This window comes from Methyloprofundus sedimenti (genome assembly GCF_002072955.1).
Lineage (GTDB): Bacteria > Pseudomonadota > Gammaproteobacteria > Methylococcales > Methylomonadaceae > Methyloprofundus > Methyloprofundus sedimenti.
The window spans coordinates 86,459-104,443 of sequence record NZ_LPUF01000003.1; the positions used below are offsets into that span (position 1 = coordinate 86,459).

Consider the following 17,985-nt stretch of genomic DNA (forward strand, 5'->3'; position numbering starts at 1 on the left):
CATTTTAATTATGATATACGCCAGGATGTTTTACTTGAAATAGGCGCTCCTGGTACTTTAAAGAAAGAACCGGGATAACGTTCATCCTCAAAAGGTAAGTCTTCTCTAGGCGCACTTATTTGCGTTTGTTCTTTTACATCAACGTCAGAAGATTGAAGATCTTGTTTTAGCTCTTGCATAATATTTACCTCTAGATAGTTTGTAAAAATTGATTGAGTTCCTGATTCATGGGCGTACGTTTATGTTGCTGTACAAACTGTCGCACCACAGGTAACAAGCTTTGTGCCTGGAGTCGATTTAATTCAATACCTATTTGCTGATAAGCATAAATAACACCTTTACTGCCTGAATGTTTACCTAACACCAGCTGATGATGTCGGCCCATAATGGCAGGATCTATGCCTTGATAATTGAGCGGATTTTTCAAAAAACCATCCACATGTATGCCCGCTTCATGGCTAAACACATCACGGCCAATCAAACTTTTGCGGCTACCAATCGTATCGCCTGATGCTTGTGCAACTTGCTCTGACAAAATACTGAAATTATACAAATCAATATTCGTTTCTATGCCGTATAGCTGTTTCAGACCAACAACCACTTCTTCCAGGGCGGCATTACCTGCACGCTCTCCAAGTCCGTTGACCGTCGTATTTACATGCGTTGCACCGCCAACGGCAGCCGCCAAAGTGTTTGCGGTCGCCAGCCCTAAATCATCATGGGCATGCATTTCAATATCCAGGTCAGTGACACTTCTCAGGTGTTGAATCGCACTGAGAACACCAAAAGGCTCCATAATGCCGACCGTGTCGGCAAAACGAATTCTTTTTGCACCCGCTTGCTGGGCTGTTTCGGCTATTAATGCCAAAAAGTCAGGGTCAGCACGCGAGGCATCTTCCATACCGACGGAAACATCCAGGCCAAAGTCTAATGCCTTGTTAACGTACTCATGAATGGTTTTTAATACCCATTTACGGCTTTTGTTCAGCTTATGTTTGATATGTTGATCCGATGCAGAAATGGACAGGTCTACCATATCAACTTGCATATTCCTGCATAAAGTCAAATCCTGCTCACACATCCGCGACCATATCAGCAAATAACACGGTAGCTTGATCGCAGCAATTGCATTGATTTCATCTTGTTCCTGTGCTCCCATAGCTGGAATACCAATTTCCAGTTCAGGTACACCCATATTAGCCAAACTCTGCGCAATCAACAGTTTTTCCTCTAAGGAAAAAACCACACCGGCAGATTGTTCACCATCTCTAAGCGTCGTGTCATCAATAATGATCGAGCGAGTTTGACGTTTCATAGCGATATTTAGGCGTAAGTGGGTGCAAAAGCCTTTTCAGGATCTTCAACCGGTTGATTGGTTTTACTGTCCCAATAAGGCGAAAGTTTACGTAAAGTTGCTGCAATTTGCGGCATCACTTTGATCACTTCGTCTACTTCGCTCATGCTGTTATAACGCGAAAATGAGAACCGAATGGTGCCATGTGCCGCAGTGTAAGGTATATCCATAGCGCGCATCACATGCGACGGTTCTAAAGAACCCGAGGTACAGGCAGAACCACTGGAAGCAGCAATTCCCGCTTTATTCAATAGCATTAAAATCGCCTCACCTTCAATATATTCGAAAGCAATATCCGTCGTATTAGGTAAACGATTACTAACATCACCGGTAATAAAACTGTGTGGCACCGCGGCAATAATTGCTTGCTCAAGCTTATCGCGCATGGCTTTTACCTCAATGTTTTCATACTCGATGAATTCCTGCGCAAGCTCACAGGCTTTACCTAAAGCAACAATAGATGCTGTATTTTCAGTACCCGCACGACGTCCACGCTCCTGATGTCCACCGCGTAATAAAGGTCTGTAACGAGTACCACGACGTAAATACAACACGCCAATGCCTTTAGGTGCATGTAATTTATGGCCCGAAATTGATAACATATCAATTTTGGTGTCTTGTAAATTCATGGGGATTTTGCCGACTGCCTGTACTGCATCAGTATGAAACATGACACCCGCGTCATGAGCCATTTCGGCCATTTTCTCCACCGGAAAGATAGTGCCGGTTTCGTTATTTGCCCACATTACTGAAACAATGGCGACTTGATCTGACAGCAGACTTTGATAAGCGTCCAGATTAAGACGACCTATTTTATCAACCGGCATACGGTGTATGGTGTAACCATCTTTTTCCAGGAAATCACATAAACTCAATACAGCGGGATGCTCGACTGCAGTCGTGATAATTTCCTTGCGATTAGGCTGTGCTTTCAGCGCTGATAAAATAGCGGTGGAATCCGATTCGCTGCCACAAGACGTAAAGATAATTTCCGAATCATGTTCAGCGCCGATCAGGTCCTGAACCTGTTTACGTGCTTTTTTAATGCCGCGAGCAACCCCGTCGGCAAATTTATGAATAGATGACGGGTTACCAAACTGTTCACTAAAATAAGGCATCATGGCATCTACAGCCATAGGATCAACCTTGGTCGTGGCATTATTATCTAAATAAATATCAGTCATACGCTTAGGCTCCTTCAGTCTCAATTTGTACCATTGTTTCCGCAACTGGCATTTGAGAAGCAGGCACAACTTTAATAAATTCACCCATTTCTTCCATCAGACGCTGTTGAATACCGGCAATCGTCATTGCGGCCATTTGACAGCCGCTACAAGCCCCTGTCATATTGACATAAACCGTATTACCCGCAACTTCAACCAACTGAACATCACCCCCATCGGCCATCAATTGCGGGCGTAAAGCCTCTAACACCATTTCTATGCGTTTTATGCGTTGCACGCTGGTTAAAGGTGCTTTTGGTGCATCAGAAACAGTGGGTACAACCGGCGCTGCATTAGGATCAAATTCTTCACCTCTTTCTAACATCACTTTAGCTAAAATCTCTTCGATCGCTTCATGACAAGATGAACATCCCCCGCCCGCTTTAGTAAAATTGGTGACATCTTCAACGGTACGTAATTTATTAGCCCAGACCATTTCTTCAATCATCGGCTGATCAACCGCAAAACACTTACAAATTAAAGCGCCCTCTTCATGATCGTCTTTCCAGACTTCACCCCGATAATTTGCGACAGCCGCCTGTAATGCTTCTTTGCCCATAACAGAGCAATGCATTTTTTCCGGGGGTAAGCCATCCAGTTGCGAGGCGATATCCTGATTCGACACATTCAGTGCATCATCAATGGTCATCCCTTTAATCATTTCTGTTAAAACAGATGAGGAAGCAATCGCAGAGCCACAACCAAAGGTCTGAAAACCTGCATCTTCGATAATTTCACTATCATCATTAACCCGTAATGTTAAGCGTAACGCATCCCCGCAACTAATTGATCCAACCTCACCTATTGCATTAGCATTGTCTACTGCACCTGCATTTTTAGGGTTGAAAAAATGATCTTTAACTTTTTCTGAATAATCCCACATAGCTATTTCCTCAAATTTTTATGAACAGGTTTTGGCTGAACCGCCGTTTGCTTCGGTAGAAAATGAAGTGCCACAAGCACAACTCTTAGTCGCATTGGGATTAGTAAACTTAAAACCAGAGCCATCTAAGCCATCAAGAAAATCAACTGATATACCATCCAGCATTGGAAAACTGTCGGCATCAATAAAAAGTTTTACTGCGCCACAATCGATAACCGTGTCATCATCGTTTTGTTGTTGTTCTAATTTTAAGCCGTACTGCAAACCAGAACATCCACCATCAGTTACTGCGATACGCAATCCTGCTGTGGGTTTTTCAGAATTGGCTATAAACCGGCCAACTGCGCTAATAGCATTTTCGGTCAATGTGATCATTTGTGTCTCCTGCAAGATTGCTTGGCATTGTTTTTGTAAATATATTTAGCAACCTGCATGCCATTTTCTATAAATGAATTTAATTCATTGTTTTTTAAGATATTTATTTTTTATAAAGCATTATTTTCAGGGCAGGTTAATAACAACCAGGTGTTTTTTTTGTAAGGTTTACTACAATTTTGGAGAATATTATGAAGATTGAAGATTTAAACATGGGTGATGTCGTTTATGCCGCTCACGATATAATTGATGACGGCTCTATGCCCGACAATAAAGCAGGTGATATTTTGGCAAAAGCAGGTGCACGTGGTGCCGTTGTTATGCTGGGGCACACCGAAGAAGTACCCAAGCAAGACATTTATCTGATCCGTTTTGAAGATGAAAATCTAGACCTTGGTCGCCCTATCGGATGTTTAGCTGAAGATTTAGTACTCGAACAGGAATAAAATGAATACCGTCACCGCCTATCATCAACGTACAAAGCATAGCTTGAAAAAAGGCTATGCCAAAGGCCCGGAAACCCTGGATTGGGATGACCAACCTGACCCTTTTCGCCGTTTCGAAGGTTGCCCTGTTTATGCTTTACCGAAACCAGGCAGAGAACTCGCAACGACGTGGGCAGAACTGGATCAACAATCTCATATACCCTCAGAATCCCTTAACCTGGATAATATAGGCTTATTACTAGAACTGGCTTTTGGCTTATCGGCCTGGAAAGAGTTTGGTCCAAACCGCTGGGCATTGCGTTGCAATCCTTCCAGTGGCAACCTGCATCCAACTGAAGTGTATGTGATTAATGGCGTGACGGATTTATTACCGCAAGGTGTCTATCATTATGTAAGCCACGACCACCATTTAGAACAGCGTTGTACCTTTGCAAATGCAAAAGTACCCCACTCTCTTTTAATAGGTCTTAGCTCGATACATTGGCGTGAGGCATGGAAATATGGCGAGCGTGCTTTTCGCTATTGCCAGTTAGATATTGGACATGCACTGGCCGCACTCAGTTATGCAGCCAGTGTATTAGGGTGGCGAGTAGAGCTGTTAAGTGATTATTCTGATGCGGATATTAGTGCTTTATTAGGCTTAAATCATCAAGATGATTTTGTCGCCAGGGAAGGCGAAACAGCCGATCTTCTGTGTCGTATTCACTACAATGATAGTGCTATGGACACCGAGCTGGAACGAGAAGCACTGATAAACAGCCTGCAATCTTCATCCTGGCTGGGTAAAGCGCAATCCTTGAAGGCTTACCATATGTTTCACTGGCCGGTTATTGATGCAGTGTCACAAACAGCACAAAAAGTTACTCATCAAACAAGCCATAGTCAAGCACAGCTCCCTGTTGCTGTTACATCACACTGCACGCTTCCCGCGAGTCAACTCATCAGACAACGGCGTAGCGCACAAAATTTTAATGCAAAATCCGCAGCAATAAGTCAGCAGGCTTTCTTTAGAATGCTAGCCGCACTAACAACGCATAACTCTGCTCCATTTAACGCGTGGAATTGGTCACCTGCGGTACATTTATGTTTATTTGTCCATAAAGTAGAAGGCTTAGTGCCCGGCCTGTATTGCTTGCCACGCTCAGAACAAGGCTTGGCTCTATTACAGGCGCAACTGAGCCCGGACTTCAAATGGCAGCCCGTTGAAGCATTTCCATCGCTGTACTTACTGTATGCAACAGCGACTAATCTAAAGCAAACCATAAAAACTTTATCCTGCCACCAACCCATTGCCTCTGACGGTGTGTTTAGCTTAGCCATGCTGGCTGAATTTAAAGACCTTGTTGCCGAGCAATCCTGGCATTACCGTCGCTTATTTTGGGAGTGCGGATTATTAGGTCAAATTCTTTACCTTGAAGCGGAAGCGGCTGGTATACGTGGCACAGGCATAGGCTGCTTTTTTGATGATGATGTGCATGGTGTATTAGGTATTGCGGATGGAGATGATACGCTACAAAGCCTGTATCATTTCACCGTCGGTGAATCTCTGGAAGACACACGTATTCAAACCTTGCCTGCTTATGAGCATTTGCTTTGACAATAACTGCTCACGACAACATGAACCCTCTACAGGATATGAGCTACGAGGTGTCCCACTATGTCACAAAATTGAGAAACCGGGAAAATGATAGAATTTAATACTGAAGTAGATGCTAGCGGCCTGCAATGCCCTTTACCTCTTTTGCGTCTAAAAAAAATCATAAGCAAAATGCAGGCAGATGAGATTGTCCGTGTCATTGCGACTGACCCAGCCGCGCACCTGGATATCGGGGTGTATGTCGAACAAAGCGGTCATGAAATGCTGCAATATATTAAACAGGAAAGCAGACATGTTTTTTACATTCGTAAAAAATAAGAGATGATTTTTAATTGATACCTGTTTTATGGGTTTCTCTATAAGCCAGCTTGATTGATTTTTAATAAACAACTTAAGTTGACAGGGTTATTAAAAAGAATTACTTTCAGTGTTAATTTATTCGAATGTCTGAATAGCTGGTTAATATGATTTATCAGGGCATTTGACAGGATAAATTGGATAGCAGGCAAATGTGCCTGATTTGTCGGTGAATACTGTGGAATATCAGGGCGAATGTGCTTGTTAATAATATAGTTATGTTTTCAACCTTAACATACGGAAGCTTAATCCCAAGACGTCTTAGAAACCATGAAACAGGAGAAAGAACAATGGACATAAATACAATCAGGGAAGCAAGCGCAAATATTGTTTCTCTAACTAATATAGGTATGTTTTTATCATTTCTACTTATTTAAATGATTTCATAAATGAATGGCCTTTTGTAGTTTTAATTATAGTGTTCTTATATAGAGATTCCTTGGAAACCCTTGATATTAGTTGGCGTGGTCTGAAAATGACACGAAATGTTATTAATGTTACGCTTGCAAAAGCTGGTATTACATTTCCCGTATTAATGAACTGAATTTTAATGTACTATAGCTTTCCCAGTTCTCCGTTATCAATCATATTTTTGTGCCAGCCCCTTACTCAGTCGATATTCGAAAAAAAGTGCTCAATGCTATTGAGATAGACAAACAAAGTAAACCTGATATAGCTAAACGTTTCGCTGTTTCTTATTCTTTTGTTTATACCTTATGGCAACATTACCAGGAAACTGGCATGATTGCAGCCAAAAAAGTAGGCGGGCATGTTGCACCAAAAGTAGATGAAGCGGGTGCTCTTGAGATAAAAGAATGGCTAATAAAAAAGCCTGATTTGACACTAAATGATCTTTGTGACCGATATGCTGAACACTTTGGTATTAGCATGGGGAAAAGTTCAATGGATAGAGCTCTTAAGCGTATGAATATTCGATATAAAAAAAAGTCCGTACGATCCAGCTAAATATTGTGACCGAACTAAAAAGCTAAAAATAGACTATTGCACTGAAATCGCCGATATATCGCTCGATAAGCTCATTTTTCTTGATGAAATGGGCGCAGGACTGAATCTCTCACCTCTTTATGGGCGAGCACCGTCAGATCAGCGTGTTTATGATGAAGCGCCGGTTGCTAGAGGGCAGCGTATAAGTATGGTCGGGGCAATGACATCAGCCGGTATGAAAACCGCCTTAAATTTTGAAGGAACCATGACAGGACTTGTATTCCTCTACTTTTTGAAGCATTTTCTTTGCCCCTTACTCGCTGAAGGTGACTATGTTGTGATGGATAATGCCTCAGTTCATAAAGTAGATGAGATTAAGGATCTTATTCAAAAGACAGGAGCAAAGCTTATTTATCTACCGCCTTACTCACCTGACCTTAACCCGATTGAATTAGCATGGAATAAAATTAAACAGTACTTACGCAAACAAAGACCACGAACCGTTGAAGCGTTATATCAAGCTTATGCCGAAGGGTTGAAATGCATCAGTACAGATAATGCTCTAAGCTTTGTTAATCACTCAATGAAGTTCGCTATTTAAGTGGGATATGTAATATTTCAATTGAAGCGATCCTCCCTATGTTTGTATTAGTTGAACCTGACGAAATAACTGATGAAACATTAAATTTAGTCATAAAAAGTATCGGAAATACTGAATACGCATGGAGGCATCTAAAAGATATTGCTGAAGATTCTGGGTTTTCCTTAGAATCAACAAAAAACAAACTAACAGGACTCATTGAGCATGGCTATGTAGTTGAGATTGAAAAATATAGTCAAAAAGTTTATGGCTTATCATCAAAAGGCCAAGCTGAATTTCATAAAATAAAAACATAATCCGAAAATCAAATGGACGCGGTGAAGCTGTAGGAAAACTTAAAATTCAGTAATTTCGCAAAAATTGAAATTTTTAAGATACTGATATTTAAGGATAATATTTTTATCTAAATTGTGGTTTTATAGATTAAAGAGGTTTTTCTACAACTTTTCTAAGTGTAATGAATTTATAGGAGAGTTTTTAACACACAGGGGGCAATTAGATGAAGGTGACTATGTTTTTAAATATGAGGCTAAAGAGCCTAACCAAAAAATAATAATGCGTGATGCCTTCCTACACTGATAAAAATATTGTTAATTCATGGCTGCAAAACGCAAAGCCATGGATTACCGCCATTCGTGATAATGAAATAGAAAGTAGATCGCTGATTACAAATAAGGCAATAATAGATACTATTTTACAAACGTCACCTAAAAGCGTGCTTGATATAGGCTGCGGTGAAGGATGGTTGGCTAGAGAGCTACGTAAATCAGGAATTAATATACTCGGTATAGACATAGTTCCTGACCTAATTGAGGCTGCTAAAAAAGAAGGTGGTGGTAGATTTGAACTAGTATCATATGAAGATTTGGCTCAGGGTGTTATTAAAGAGAAATTTGATACTATTGTTTGCAATTTTTCCCTATTCGGTGATATCACTGTCACAAATATATTCCAATATATACCTAGGATGCTGAATGATAATGGATATTTTATTATTCAAACTATTCACCCTATTGAAAAGTGCGGAGATGCTAAATATGAGGACGGTTGGAGAAAAGGCTCATGGGCTGGTTTTAGCAATGAATTTAGTAACCCCGCACCATGGTATTTCAGAACACTTGAGACATGGAAAGCATTGTTTCATCATAGCGGCCTTGATCTTAGCGATCTAATTGAACCTATAAACCCCCAAACAAAAACGCCCGCTTCTATCATCTTCATTGCAAAGCTGGCAGTTAACAAATCGTCCAACTTGACCGACGCAAACAACGCACTGTCAAGTTAACTCAAACGTTAGGCGAATAAAAAATGAGCATTATTGATATTATTACGCTATTCGGAATAATGATTGCACTTGCAGCGTTACCAAGTGCTAGTGTTGCTTTAGTGATTACACGTTCAGCTACATTCGGTGTAGCTAATGGTGTTGCGGTAACTGCCGGTATCATACTAGGTGATTTGGTATTTATCCTGCTTGCTATTTTTGGTTTATCGGTTGTAGCAGAAACAATGGGCAGTCTATTTATGATTGTTAAGTATCTCGGAGCCACATATCTTCTTTGGTTGGGCTACACATTAATCGCCTTCAAAAGCACGACCACAATAACAGTAGATAAAACTGTAAAAAAACAAAATTTAGTTACAAGTTTTATTGCAGGCTTTATTTTGACTCTGGGTGATATTAAAGCAATTATTTTTTACGCAAGTTTATTACCAGTATTTGTTAATCTTTCTATACTCCAGGCGTCAGATGTTCTAATTATAATATCTGTCATGGTTGTCAGTCTTGGTAGCGTAAAAATTCTATATGCGGTTTCAGCAGCTAAGGTAGTAACATTTGTAACAGGTAAAAAGCTTGATAACGTGGCTAGAAAAACAGCTGGTGGTTTTATGCTAGGCGCTGGGAGCTATTTAATTGTCAAAGCCTAACATACACATAAACACAAAGGAGAAAAGGGGGCAGCAACACAGAGGGATGTTCAGGTCTTTGATCTATGGTTACCTGCGTAGATTACCATAGGCCATAGATCAAAGACCTGCCCCCTACCTTCAGAAACCTTATATAAGCCTCTTGTGAATGAATGGGCAGTTTATGAAAATTCTAATGAAGTTCCAGAACTTTTGGAGGAGAGTGCATAAATATGAGTAATAACAAAGCTAGTATAACTGAGCAAAAACAAAGAGACCCTGATTTAATCAATGCAGAAGTGGCAATAAAACGGGCAGCCATTAAAGGGAGGAAATTGGCAGAAATGTCTGGCACGGCTGTTGTTACCATGAAAAATGGTGTAATCAATGAAGAATACCCAAGCCATACTAATTAAGCTTGTATTCTTATCATATATAGAGCTTGGGTTTGTGTTCTAGGCAAGTTAAAGTTTCACGTAAATAACAAGGAGTCAATATGCAAATAAAATCAACCCGTAGGCTGGGTTAGATTTTCAAGCGGAGCGCGGAAAACGTAACTCAGCATGTATGCAGATAAGCTGGGTTACGCGGTGGAGCTGCTAACCCAGCCTACGCGCTATGAAATTTACACGACTTAATGTATTCACGATGCAATAGGAATACACAATGATATTACAAGAACAAATTATTGAAGAATTAAAACAAATTCCAAGAAAAAAAAGCAAAAAAAAGATCAGGTCTTTGATCTATGATTTCCTACGTAGATTATCATAGATCAAAGACCTGACCCCCTACCTTCGTGTTCCGCCCTTCACCTCCAACGTCCTGTTGCTGATTTGATGTTTTGCCCTCCTCCATGTCACCATGAATTCATCGGCACCAAACTTTACGATTACTATGGCTTCATCTGAAAACCCTCGCTTCATCACGTCTGCATTACTGTAGCGCTTAGGGCTTAAGGAGTCGCAGTTACTCCGACCCAAAGCCGACGGCTCTTCACTGGGTAAGATAGTCAACTATCTCTCGATCTACCTACCTTCGTGTGTAGTGGTCAAGTAAATTCGTACATAACGATCGGTTTTTTAAGCGGCTTCTTTCTCCGCTTGGATTGGGGTTAAATAATTGTTATAACTATGTAGTAACTTCTCATTATCCACTGGCAGCGGCCGCACGAATGACTTCCGATAACGGAGGAATCCCTTCTAACTTCAGTAAGCGACTTTTTAAATAACCCCAAAATGACATGCCGTGCTTTCGGCAGGTCTTCTTGAGACTGGCAAAAGTATCACGGGCTTTCCGCCCTGCATCACTTCGTGTACTCCCGCTGATTTTTCGTTTCTTGACGTAATCCCTTATATCCCGTTCGCTTAAATTGTTATGAAGTGGGAGGTAGGGTTTGTCGAGTACACGGAGGAGTTCATGTTGATTTTTCCCCATTCGCCCGAGGGCCTGGTTAAGCGTTTCGTAACAGGTTTTGGTACTGCATAGGATTTGAAAGCGCTGCCTGATACTGCTCGCCTGTTCGGTAACAGGATTAAGTTTATAAGCTTTCAGGTCATGGTAAATCGACCAAAGCTGGTCGCGTGCGTCATCTACTGCCTTGGTATGGCTGTCATTTAAAGGAATCAGGCGATTAATCACTCGTTCGGCATGGATCCAGCACAAGGCATGATCAAAGACGTTAAACTGCCCTGCATCATCACTGATAATTGAAAAGTCAGAGGAAATGCCTTGGTCTAGCAGCCCTCCCATCAAAGCACCTTCCGTGACTATTTTTCTGTGCCGAGGTTTAACGATGCCTTGCTGATCCAGCCATTCGCACCAGTCAGGTGCCGTGTTAATGCAGACACTGATATTTTCCAGTGTCGCCAAGATTACAACAGACAGCTTATTTTGTGCCATGTATTCAATGGCACCTGTGTTCAATGTATAAAGCGTTGTTTTGCCTTGTGATAGACAGTTTAAAAAATTGATTCTGCTTTTACTTTCTGTACTACTGAACCAGGCAAAAAAATCATTGCCAATATGTGTGCAATAGCCATTTTGCCCTTTATGCCGTGCGCCAGTATCATCTGTATGAATATATTTAGAAACGGATAATCCCGTCTTCAGTAATTCATCTTTTTCGGCATGAAAGTCGTCCAGATCTTCTGTTAGTATATAACTGAGCTTACCGCTCGAAATATCGACGCCTAAATCACGAATTTGTTCCAGTAGTAATGGCTGTGTGACATGTTGGTGATGGTATTGATAGAGAATAAAGGCAATAAGGCTTTTACCAAAGCTACCTCCCTGAATGTCTTCGGGAAGCTGACCTAAAATCGTAAGACCCTCTGGCGTTATATATTCTGCTAAACGATAACGAATGTTATGAGTTTGAAAGGTAATATCCTGAATAACACGATCCTGATACCCTTTAAAGCGTGAACCCTCTGGGATTTCATCCGGCTGAATAATTTGGGTTTCATCTATTTTGAGGTTGCCTTTTTTACTGCGCCTTGGGCCTTTTTTCCTTTTTGATGAGGAGTCATCACTTCCTGGGGCACCCTCCTTATCCATTGTACTCGGTTTGATTTTAGGCTTTGTGGTTTCGCCTTTAAGCTTGAGTATCTCTTGTGCTAACTCATCAATCTGCTTTTGTTGCCAGGCAAGCATTTCCAATAACACATCGACTAGCGGTGTGCGATCTTCTTTGTTTATCTCTGGTAATTCAGGTTTAGGCGAGTTCATAGAATATATTGTAAAGCAACTTTTTAATATTTTCCCGTGGATAATGAGAAGTTTCACTATGTACACGGAAACTATTGTAATACTTGATGTATTGCATAATATCTTTCTCTGCCTGTTCATAAGATGAATAAAAAGTCTTAGGCATCCATTCAGATTTAAAGCTTCTAAAACAACGCTCCATCGGTGCATTATCCCAACAGTTACCACGCCGACTCATGCTTTGCTTGATCTCATATTCCGACAATTGCTGCTGGAATACCTTACTGGTGTAATGGCACCCCTGATCAGAATGAAACATCAAGTTCTTGGGCTCTCCTCTAGCCGCATAAGCTAATTTTAACGCTCGTGTAGTCAATACTGAGTCAGGACTAGTTGAGCAAGCCCACCCCACGATACGGCGCGCATTTAAATCAATCACCAATGCTAAATATATCCAGCCTGTACCCGACCAAATATAGGTGACATCACCACACCAAACTTGATTAGCCAGTTCGGTAGAAAATTCACGGTTTAAGTGGTTATCCGCTATGTTTGATGGCTTTTCAGCCACCTTGTAACGATGTGCGCCTGGCTGTTTACTTGTCAGCTCCGCTTCTTGCATTAAACTCCGTGTTTTGAAGCGTCCAACAGATTCACCTTGCTGTTTTAATTGAGCAGAAAGGGTACGACTCCCCGCTGAACTGCGGCTCGCTTCATGTAACGCAATAACCTTGGATTTTAACCTGTCTCGCTCAGGATCTGCCTTGTTTGCATGCTTACGGTGGTAGTTGTAACTACTACGACTCATCTCAAATGTTTGCAATAATTCGCATTGTTTGTATTGCTCTCTTAACTCATCAATTAGCATTAAAATTGATACACGTCCGATATTAAGAGAGCTGAAGCCTTTTTTAAAATCTCTTTCTCCCTCTTTAGTTTCTTTATCTGACTTTCCAAATCTTGAATCTTTTGCTGATCAGAAGTAATCGCTCGGCTTCCTTTTGGCGTAACACCATGACGCTCTTCTTTTAATTGAGTGACCCAACGGCGCATTGCTGTAGTTCCAACGCCCATAGCTTCGCAAGCATCATTTATGGAATATGCCTGATCTAATACCAGACTGGCCGCTTCATGTTTAAATTCTGTTGTATAACTTTTTCGTTTACTCATTGGTCTGCATCTTTGATTAAGGGGTTATTATAAACTCCTATCGTTTAGTACAGGATTATTAGACCACTACAAATACAACAACACGTTACGGTGAGAATATTGGACTTCGGTGGCCGCGGGCACCTTATCCCCTTGTTGCCGCCTTACGAAGGTTCACTTTCGTTTAGGTGATCGATTTGGCTAGAGCTTCCTTCAGATTCCGCATTGGCTCCCAATAACCGTGTTTCCCTGTTGGGTAGCTACCGGGAGTTTCTTTGGACACCCTTGCTTTCGCCTACTTTTTCCCTTCTCACAGGGCAAAGGCTGGACTTCCACCAGCTAGCTGACTATCATGCCAGTCACACCGCTTCGCGATCACAATCTAACCTTGTTCGTTATATTTTTTTAGACTAGAGCTTCCAACCATTTTCCTGCAATTATATTTAATAATTTTTTTAATTTTTAATTTTAAGCAAACCATGAATAAAAATTGCTCTCCTTATTAACGAGTAACTTATCAAGCATTACCTTTCTTTACTAACTCTCCATATTCCTCAGGTGTAATGGTTCCCCCTGATTCATCAGCAATTGTCTGATCTCGTTTGGGTAATGCATCTTGCAATACATCAATACGTTTCCATTGTGCTGCGGGCGTTTTGCATTCAGCCTGAGGAATATATTTTGAAGTTTCTAACCGTTTGTATTTATGGATATAACGTGGACAATTCTCAAAAATCTCAGTGATATTGACACGCACAATTAGCTCTGCCTCATGAAAATCTGCGATTAAGGCATCATCACTACTTACGGTTGCTGTTCCATGCACACGAACACGATGCGGTACCTCGAAATTGATAAATAGCATTCCGATTTTGTTACAGGCAGTAATATTTCCCATTGACAGAAACATTCCATTTCCATCATAACTTGGAAACGCCAGTGTCTTGCTGTCTATGACCTTCACAAATCCAGGGTTACCTCCTTTATAGGAGCATGTAGGATAGCCACGGTGATCAACCGTAGTCAGAAAAAACATGTCTCGTGATTCAATAAAAACTTTGTTCTCATCGCTAATCTCAGATTGAACAATGTTTTCACCGACAGAGTCAGCTAATTGTTTTGTATCAAATTTATCCTGCATATTTTTATGTTGTTTACCGTATATTTCACTCATAAGTCCTCCGATATTAAATTTTTCTGAGACGTAGCAAATGTTGACCGGAAAATAATAATAGCTGCCATGCCAAAGCCATAAGTTGTAACGCTAATACTGGTAAATAAATAAAAATGAAAAAACATGGGGAAAATCCCTTCAGGAGCAAAATTATCTGCCTTGGCATCGAGTAATATCGGGAACATAGACATAAATAAAAACATACTTGAATTGGTAAATGCACCGATAACCATTGACCAGCTCACATGCCAGGGTAGAGGTACTTTTGCTGAGTAAACACCGAAAATAAGGGCACTCATTAACAAAAAGTCAATATGCGCTTGCAGTAACCGATGAAAGCCTTTAAATATCATCGTCATAAATGGTACGCCTAAGCTGGTACCGACTAAACACCATGCCAAAAATAAAGCCATCAGCAACCATAGTGCAGCCCCTCTTAGTAAAAGTACATTTCCTGAATGTCTTGAATCTTGGTTCATTTTATTTCCTTTTTTTATCAAAAATACACAAAGCATCACGCTATCAATTTCGCCAAGTCAAACTATATAATGATTGACTCTGCACTGCTCGTCTGTAACGGAACGATTATTTGATTGATACGGTTATGTTTTTGTTTACCTCAAGTTAGATTGCTCCTATCATTGCCAGACAGATAAATTTTGTTTGAGCATCCAAGCAATGAAAACAGACCATTTAAAACACTCTCAAGCAAAGGAAAATTTAGCATCAACGCTAGGCGTTAAATACACGACTCATGATTTTCCGGTAAATGAAAGGCGAGACAGGTTACATGAATTTATTAATCGAGAATATGCCAAAGTTGAAATTACCCCACCCGCTATTAATGACAACTTATTTAACGAAGTCACTATTTATCCATGGAAAGATCTTCGGCTGTCCTCCGTTCGATCTAATGCAATAGGGCTTAAGCGAAAAGCTCACGAACCCAATTTGTACAGTCAAGATGCCTATTTTTTGGTTGTTCTTGTTTCCGGTGATTACCGTTTACAGCAAAATGGAAAAGAAGTCTTTTTACAGCCGGGGGATATGTCAATATATGATGCGACGCTAGCACATCAAATCAGTTGTTCTAAAAGTTTTGAAAAACTGATAATTTCTATTCCACGCGCCATACTTAGAGACAGATTTTCGGGGGTTGAACACTGTACTGCAATACGTATTCCTGGAAATTCTGGAACAGGTGCCATTGCAACAAATTTCATTCGTTCCACTTTAAACCAGACAAACCAGTTATCTATATCTGAGTTTTCCGCATTGTCTGACTCTTCACTCGACCTGTTAACTTTAACTTTAGCAACAATACGTCCAGAAAAATTCAACCTATCCAATAGTCACTCTCTTACCCTTAAAAGGGTCAAAGTATATATCGAGGCGAACCTCTCCAATTCAGATATAAACCCCACTATAGTAGCCAACGATATTGGGCTGTCTTCTCGATATATTAATACATTCTTTAAAAAGGAAGAGACTTCATTGATGCGTTATATCTGGAGACGTAGGCTTGAAAATTGTCGCAATGATTTACTTGACCCTACCAATATTGGAGACCGAATTTCTGATATTGCTTTTCGTTGGGGATTTAACGATTTGTCTCATTTTAGCCGGGTTTTCAAACAGCAATACGATTTGTCTCCAAAGGACTACCGTCAAAAATGGATCTTTAAAAATTCCAATGAAATATAATCGGGATAGGGAGATGCTTCACAGCACCTCTCCTCCCACACCACCAGGCATACGGATCACGTACCATGGCGGTTCATTATTACGTTTCATATCATGCTACCAATGAAGGTAGCCCCAAGTTTGTAAAGTATTTATTCGACAAGCCGTAAGTCAAAGCTGGACTATTACTCAATCGCCAAGGGCCATGCGCTGATTTAGCAGTGTTCCAAGCCAATTGCCGTTTGACACCTAGTTTCCTGAGCTTTCGGTAGCCTGACCTACCCCACTGTTTGTATAAATAACACCGTAACTTCCGTCTTATCCATTTATCTATATCACGTAGCGGACTCTTTACTTCGGCTATACCAAAATATGCTTTCCAACCAAGCAGGGACTTTCTTAGCTCCGCAATAATTTGATTTGTGATTTTCCTCGTGTTCGACGACATAGCCCTCTCACCGTATATTTGAGCTTCTCCAATGCTGCTTCGGAGACTTTCAATTTATGTCCTCGGCGTGGGCTAAAGGTAAAACCCAGAAACTTTCGTTTCCATGGGCGATCTACCGCACTTTTGCTTTCATTGACCTTGAGTCTTAAGGTATGTTCTATAAAGTACGTTATACTCTGTTTTACCCGTTCACCTGCTCGCTGACTGCTTACATAGATTTGACAATCATCGGCATAGCGAACAAAGATGTGGCCTCGCTTTTCCAGCTCCCAATCTAACTCATTCAGCACTATATTGGCTAGTAATGGAGATAACGGGCTTCCTTGTGGAACGCCTTCTGTTGTTTTCTCATACTGTCCATTAATTTCAATGCCTGCTTTGAGGTAGCTATTGATCAATCGCAACAGTGTTTTGTCTTTGATCTCGCTCTTTAATGTATTCATGAGTCTATCATGATTCACACGGTCAAAGAAGGATTCAAGATCAAGATCAACCACCCATTGCTTGCCATTGTTTATTTCGCTTTGTGCAGTGCATACCGCTTGTTGGGCACTCCGCAGTGGACGAAACCCATAGCTGTTGGGATGGAATTGCAGCTCCCATCGCTGGCTAAGAATTTGGGCGATGGCTTGTTGTATCATTCGGTCTATGACCGTCGGGATACCCAATTTTCGCTTCTTGCCGTTTGCTTTGGGAATTTCTATTCGCAGTACAGGCTGTGGACTGTATATTCCTGTCTCCAGTCTGGCTTTGATGTCTGGCCAGTGCTGTGTAAGATAGTCAGGCAGTTCTTCTACTGTCATTCCATCAACACCAGCAACACCTTTGTTACGGACAACTTGTTTTAGCGCTTGCAGTAGATTGTTTCTTTCTAATACTTGCGCCATCAATGATAGTTCTTCGCTGGAGCTATGAGTATAAGCTTTTCCCATTACGGTTTGCCTTTCTAATTGAAAGATTGCGTCCACTGGTCTGTGAAAACGGCGTAATACTTCATCTTATTCATTCTCCAATAATGTTCTGACCTTCAGTGGTACAAGGAAGGAACCACCTACTATGTCTTCTGCTGACTTCTGTTATACGATCAAATCAAATTGCTTTGATTTCAGTGCTTTCCTTGCACATATAACAGA

At 40.9% G+C, this 17,985-nt stretch carries 21 protein-coding genes; 10 read left to right on the plus strand and 11 right to left on the minus strand.

The window, feature by feature from the left end; genetic code table 11:
* Positions 1 to 8 precede the first annotated feature (8 nt).
* The 5 genes from AU255_RS20170 to AU255_RS15260 are packed head-to-tail and all read right to left on the minus strand — an operon-like array spanning position 9 to position 3,835.
* Positions 9 to 179, minus strand: a complete 171-nt coding sequence (locus AU255_RS20170) for a hypothetical protein (RefSeq protein WP_158083148.1) — start codon at positions 177 to 179, stop codon at positions 9 to 11.
* An 11-nt stretch (positions 180 to 190) separates the two neighbouring features.
* Entirely contained in the window at positions 191 to 1,315 is a 1,125-nt protein-coding gene (gene nifV / locus AU255_RS15245; RefSeq protein WP_080523791.1) for a homocitrate synthase, read from the minus strand.
* Positions 1,316 to 1,323: 8 nt separating this feature from the next.
* Positions 1,324 to 2,538 carry a cysteine desulfurase NifS gene (gene nifS / locus AU255_RS15250; RefSeq protein ID WP_080523792.1) on the minus strand — a complete coding sequence of 405 codons (1,215 nt, stop codon included), beginning with the start codon at positions 2,536 to 2,538 and terminating at the stop codon, positions 1,324 to 1,326.
* 4 nt (positions 2,539 to 2,542) lie between these two features.
* The gene (gene nifU, locus AU255_RS15255) at positions 2,543 to 3,460 is read right to left on the minus strand and encodes a Fe-S cluster assembly protein NifU (protein WP_080523793.1); all 918 of its coding nucleotides are present in this window, start codon (positions 3,458 to 3,460) and stop codon (positions 2,543 to 2,545) included.
* Between the two features lie 18 nt (positions 3,461 to 3,478).
* Entirely contained in the window at positions 3,479 to 3,835 is a 357-nt protein-coding gene (locus tag AU255_RS15260; RefSeq protein ID WP_080523794.1) for a HesB/IscA family protein, read from the minus strand.
* Between the two features lie 191 nt (positions 3,836 to 4,026).
* Between AU255_RS15260 and AU255_RS15265 the strand changes: the two genes are divergently transcribed.
* The 9 genes from AU255_RS15265 to AU255_RS15305 all read left to right on the plus strand — a co-directional run bounded on the left by AU255_RS15265 (position 4,027) and on the right by AU255_RS15305 (position 10,105).
* A complete protein-coding gene (locus AU255_RS15265) occupies positions 4,027 to 4,281 on the plus strand; it encodes a nitrogen fixation protein NifZ (protein ID WP_080523795.1) in 255 nt (84 codons plus the stop codon).
* A 1-nt stretch (position 4,282) separates the two neighbouring features.
* Positions 4,283 to 5,878, plus strand: a complete 1,596-nt coding sequence (locus AU255_RS15270; RefSeq protein WP_080523796.1) for a nitroreductase family protein — start codon at positions 4,283 to 4,285, stop codon at positions 5,876 to 5,878.
* 87 nt (positions 5,879 to 5,965) lie between these two features.
* Entirely contained in the window at positions 5,966 to 6,196 is a 231-nt protein-coding gene (locus tag AU255_RS15275) for a sulfurtransferase TusA family protein (protein ID WP_080523797.1), read from the plus strand.
* 633 nt (positions 6,197 to 6,829) lie between these two features.
* Positions 6,830 to 7,201 (plus strand): helix-turn-helix domain-containing protein, encoded by a 372-nt coding sequence (locus AU255_RS15280; RefSeq protein ID WP_158083035.1) that lies wholly within the window; start codon positions 6,830 to 6,832, stop codon positions 7,199 to 7,201.
* Positions 7,202 to 7,256: 55 nt separating this feature from the next.
* Entirely contained in the window at positions 7,257 to 7,781 is a 525-nt protein-coding gene (locus tag AU255_RS15285) for an IS630 family transposase (protein ID WP_269844825.1), read from the plus strand.
* Positions 7,782 to 7,819: 38 nt separating this feature from the next.
* A complete protein-coding gene (locus AU255_RS15290) occupies positions 7,820 to 8,077 on the plus strand; it encodes a hypothetical protein (RefSeq protein WP_080523799.1) in 258 nt (85 codons plus the stop codon).
* 266 nt (positions 8,078 to 8,343) lie between these two features.
* Positions 8,344 to 9,066: a class I SAM-dependent methyltransferase gene (locus tag AU255_RS15295; protein WP_080523800.1), complete on the plus strand. Its 723-nt coding sequence runs from the start codon at positions 8,344 to 8,346 to the stop codon at positions 9,064 to 9,066.
* 23 nt (positions 9,067 to 9,089) lie between these two features.
* Positions 9,090 to 9,710, plus strand: coding sequence for a LysE family translocator (locus AU255_RS15300; protein WP_080523801.1), 621 nt, complete (start codon positions 9,090 to 9,092; stop codon positions 9,708 to 9,710).
* A gap of 212 nt (positions 9,711 to 9,922) precedes the next feature.
* Positions 9,923 to 10,105 (plus strand): hypothetical protein, encoded by a 183-nt coding sequence (locus AU255_RS15305; RefSeq protein WP_080523802.1) that lies wholly within the window; start codon positions 9,923 to 9,925, stop codon positions 10,103 to 10,105.
* Positions 10,106 to 10,838: 733 nt separating this feature from the next.
* Here AU255_RS15305 and AU255_RS15310 read toward each other — a convergent pair.
* The 4 genes from AU255_RS15310 to AU255_RS15325 form a co-directional block, all read right to left on the minus strand.
* On the minus strand, positions 10,839 to 12,419 hold the full coding sequence (locus AU255_RS15310; RefSeq protein WP_080520980.1) for an IS66 family transposase: 1,581 nt from the start codon (positions 12,417 to 12,419) through the stop codon (positions 10,839 to 10,841).
* Positions 12,406 to 13,568, minus strand: a protein-coding gene (locus AU255_RS15315) for an IS3 family transposase (RefSeq protein ID WP_408606493.1) whose coding sequence is annotated in 2 segments (ribosomal slippage) — positions 12,406 to 13,313 and positions 13,313 to 13,568 — 1,164 coding nt in all. Because the reading frame shifts where the segments join, the coding sequence is not laid out codon by codon here. The genes AU255_RS15310 and AU255_RS15315 overlap by 14 nt, the downstream gene beginning before the upstream one ends.
* Positions 13,569 to 14,064: 496 nt before the next feature.
* Complete coding sequence (locus AU255_RS15320; protein ID WP_080523803.1) at positions 14,065 to 14,721, minus strand: pyridoxamine 5'-phosphate oxidase family protein; 657 nt, start codon at positions 14,719 to 14,721, stop codon at positions 14,065 to 14,067.
* Complete coding sequence (locus AU255_RS15325; protein WP_080523804.1) at positions 14,718 to 15,200, minus strand: hypothetical protein; 483 nt, start codon at positions 15,198 to 15,200, stop codon at positions 14,718 to 14,720. Before AU255_RS15325 ends, AU255_RS15320 begins: the two co-directional genes overlap by 4 nt.
* Positions 15,201 to 15,399: 199 nt before the next feature.
* On the opposite strand from AU255_RS15325, the gene AU255_RS15330 reads away from it, so the two are divergent.
* The gene (locus AU255_RS15330; protein ID WP_080523805.1) at positions 15,400 to 16,425 is read left to right on the plus strand and encodes a helix-turn-helix domain-containing protein; all 1,026 of its coding nucleotides are present in this window, start codon (positions 15,400 to 15,402) and stop codon (positions 16,423 to 16,425) included.
* A gap of 91 nt (positions 16,426 to 16,516) precedes the next feature.
* Here AU255_RS15330 and AU255_RS21450 read toward each other — a convergent pair whose 3' ends face one another.
* Positions 16,517 to 16,852 carry a group II intron maturase-specific domain-containing protein gene (locus AU255_RS21450; protein ID WP_198942525.1) on the minus strand — a complete coding sequence of 112 codons (336 nt, stop codon included), beginning with the start codon at positions 16,850 to 16,852 and terminating at the stop codon, positions 16,517 to 16,519.
* Positions 16,804 to 17,784: a group II intron reverse transcriptase/maturase gene (gene ltrA / locus AU255_RS15335; protein WP_198942524.1), complete on the minus strand. Its 981-nt coding sequence runs from the start codon at positions 17,782 to 17,784 to the stop codon at positions 16,804 to 16,806. Before ltrA ends, AU255_RS21450 begins: the two co-directional genes overlap by 49 nt.
* Between the last annotated feature and the right edge of the window lie 201 nt (positions 17,785 to 17,985).

What these genes read in the sequence shown, in the direction of transcription:
- AU255_RS20170 (WP_158083148.1), bottom strand. Translation starts at nt 179, where the DNA reads ATGCAAGAGCTAAAACAAGATCTTCAATCTTCTGACGTTGATGTAAAA.
- nifV (WP_080523791.1), bottom strand. Translation starts at nt 1,315, where the DNA reads ATGAAACGTCAAACTCGCTCGATCATTATTGATGACACGACGCTTAGA.
- nifS (WP_080523792.1), bottom strand. Translation starts at nt 2,538, where the DNA reads ATGACTGATATTTATTTAGATAATAATGCCACGACCAAGGTTGATCCT.
- nifU (WP_080523793.1), bottom strand. Translation starts at nt 3,460, where the DNA reads ATGTGGGATTATTCAGAAAAAGTTAAAGATCATTTTTTCAACCCTAAA.
- AU255_RS15260 (WP_080523794.1), bottom strand. Translation starts at nt 3,835, where the DNA reads ATGATCACATTGACCGAAAATGCTATTAGCGCAGTTGGCCGGTTTATA.
- AU255_RS15265 (WP_080523795.1), top strand. Translation starts at nt 4,027, where the DNA reads ATGAAGATTGAAGATTTAAACATGGGTGATGTCGTTTATGCCGCTCAC.
- AU255_RS15270 (WP_080523796.1), top strand. Translation starts at nt 4,283, where the DNA reads ATGAATACCGTCACCGCCTATCATCAACGTACAAAGCATAGCTTGAAA.
- AU255_RS15275 (WP_080523797.1), top strand. Translation starts at nt 5,966, where the DNA reads ATGATAGAATTTAATACTGAAGTAGATGCTAGCGGCCTGCAATGCCCT.
- AU255_RS15290 (WP_080523799.1), top strand. Translation starts at nt 7,820, where the DNA reads ATGTTTGTATTAGTTGAACCTGACGAAATAACTGATGAAACATTAAAT.
- AU255_RS15295 (WP_080523800.1), top strand. Translation starts at nt 8,344, where the DNA reads ATGCCTTCCTACACTGATAAAAATATTGTTAATTCATGGCTGCAAAAC.
- AU255_RS15300 (WP_080523801.1), top strand. Translation starts at nt 9,090, where the DNA reads ATGAGCATTATTGATATTATTACGCTATTCGGAATAATGATTGCACTT.
- AU255_RS15305 (WP_080523802.1), top strand. Translation starts at nt 9,923, where the DNA reads ATGAGTAATAACAAAGCTAGTATAACTGAGCAAAAACAAAGAGACCCT.
- AU255_RS15310 (WP_080520980.1), bottom strand. Translation starts at nt 12,419, where the DNA reads ATGAACTCGCCTAAACCTGAATTACCAGAGATAAACAAAGAAGATCGC.
- AU255_RS15320 (WP_080523803.1), bottom strand. Translation starts at nt 14,721, where the DNA reads ATGAGTGAAATATACGGTAAACAACATAAAAATATGCAGGATAAATTT.
- AU255_RS15325 (WP_080523804.1), bottom strand. Translation starts at nt 15,200, where the DNA reads ATGAACCAAGATTCAAGACATTCAGGAAATGTACTTTTACTAAGAGGG.
- AU255_RS15330 (WP_080523805.1), top strand. Translation starts at nt 15,400, where the DNA reads ATGAAAACAGACCATTTAAAACACTCTCAAGCAAAGGAAAATTTAGCA.
- AU255_RS21450 (WP_198942525.1), bottom strand. Translation starts at nt 16,852, where the DNA reads ATGTCGTCGAACACGAGGAAAATCACAAATCAAATTATTGCGGAGCTA.
- ltrA (WP_198942524.1), bottom strand. Translation starts at nt 17,784, where the DNA reads ATGGGAAAAGCTTATACTCATAGCTCCAGCGAAGAACTATCATTGATG.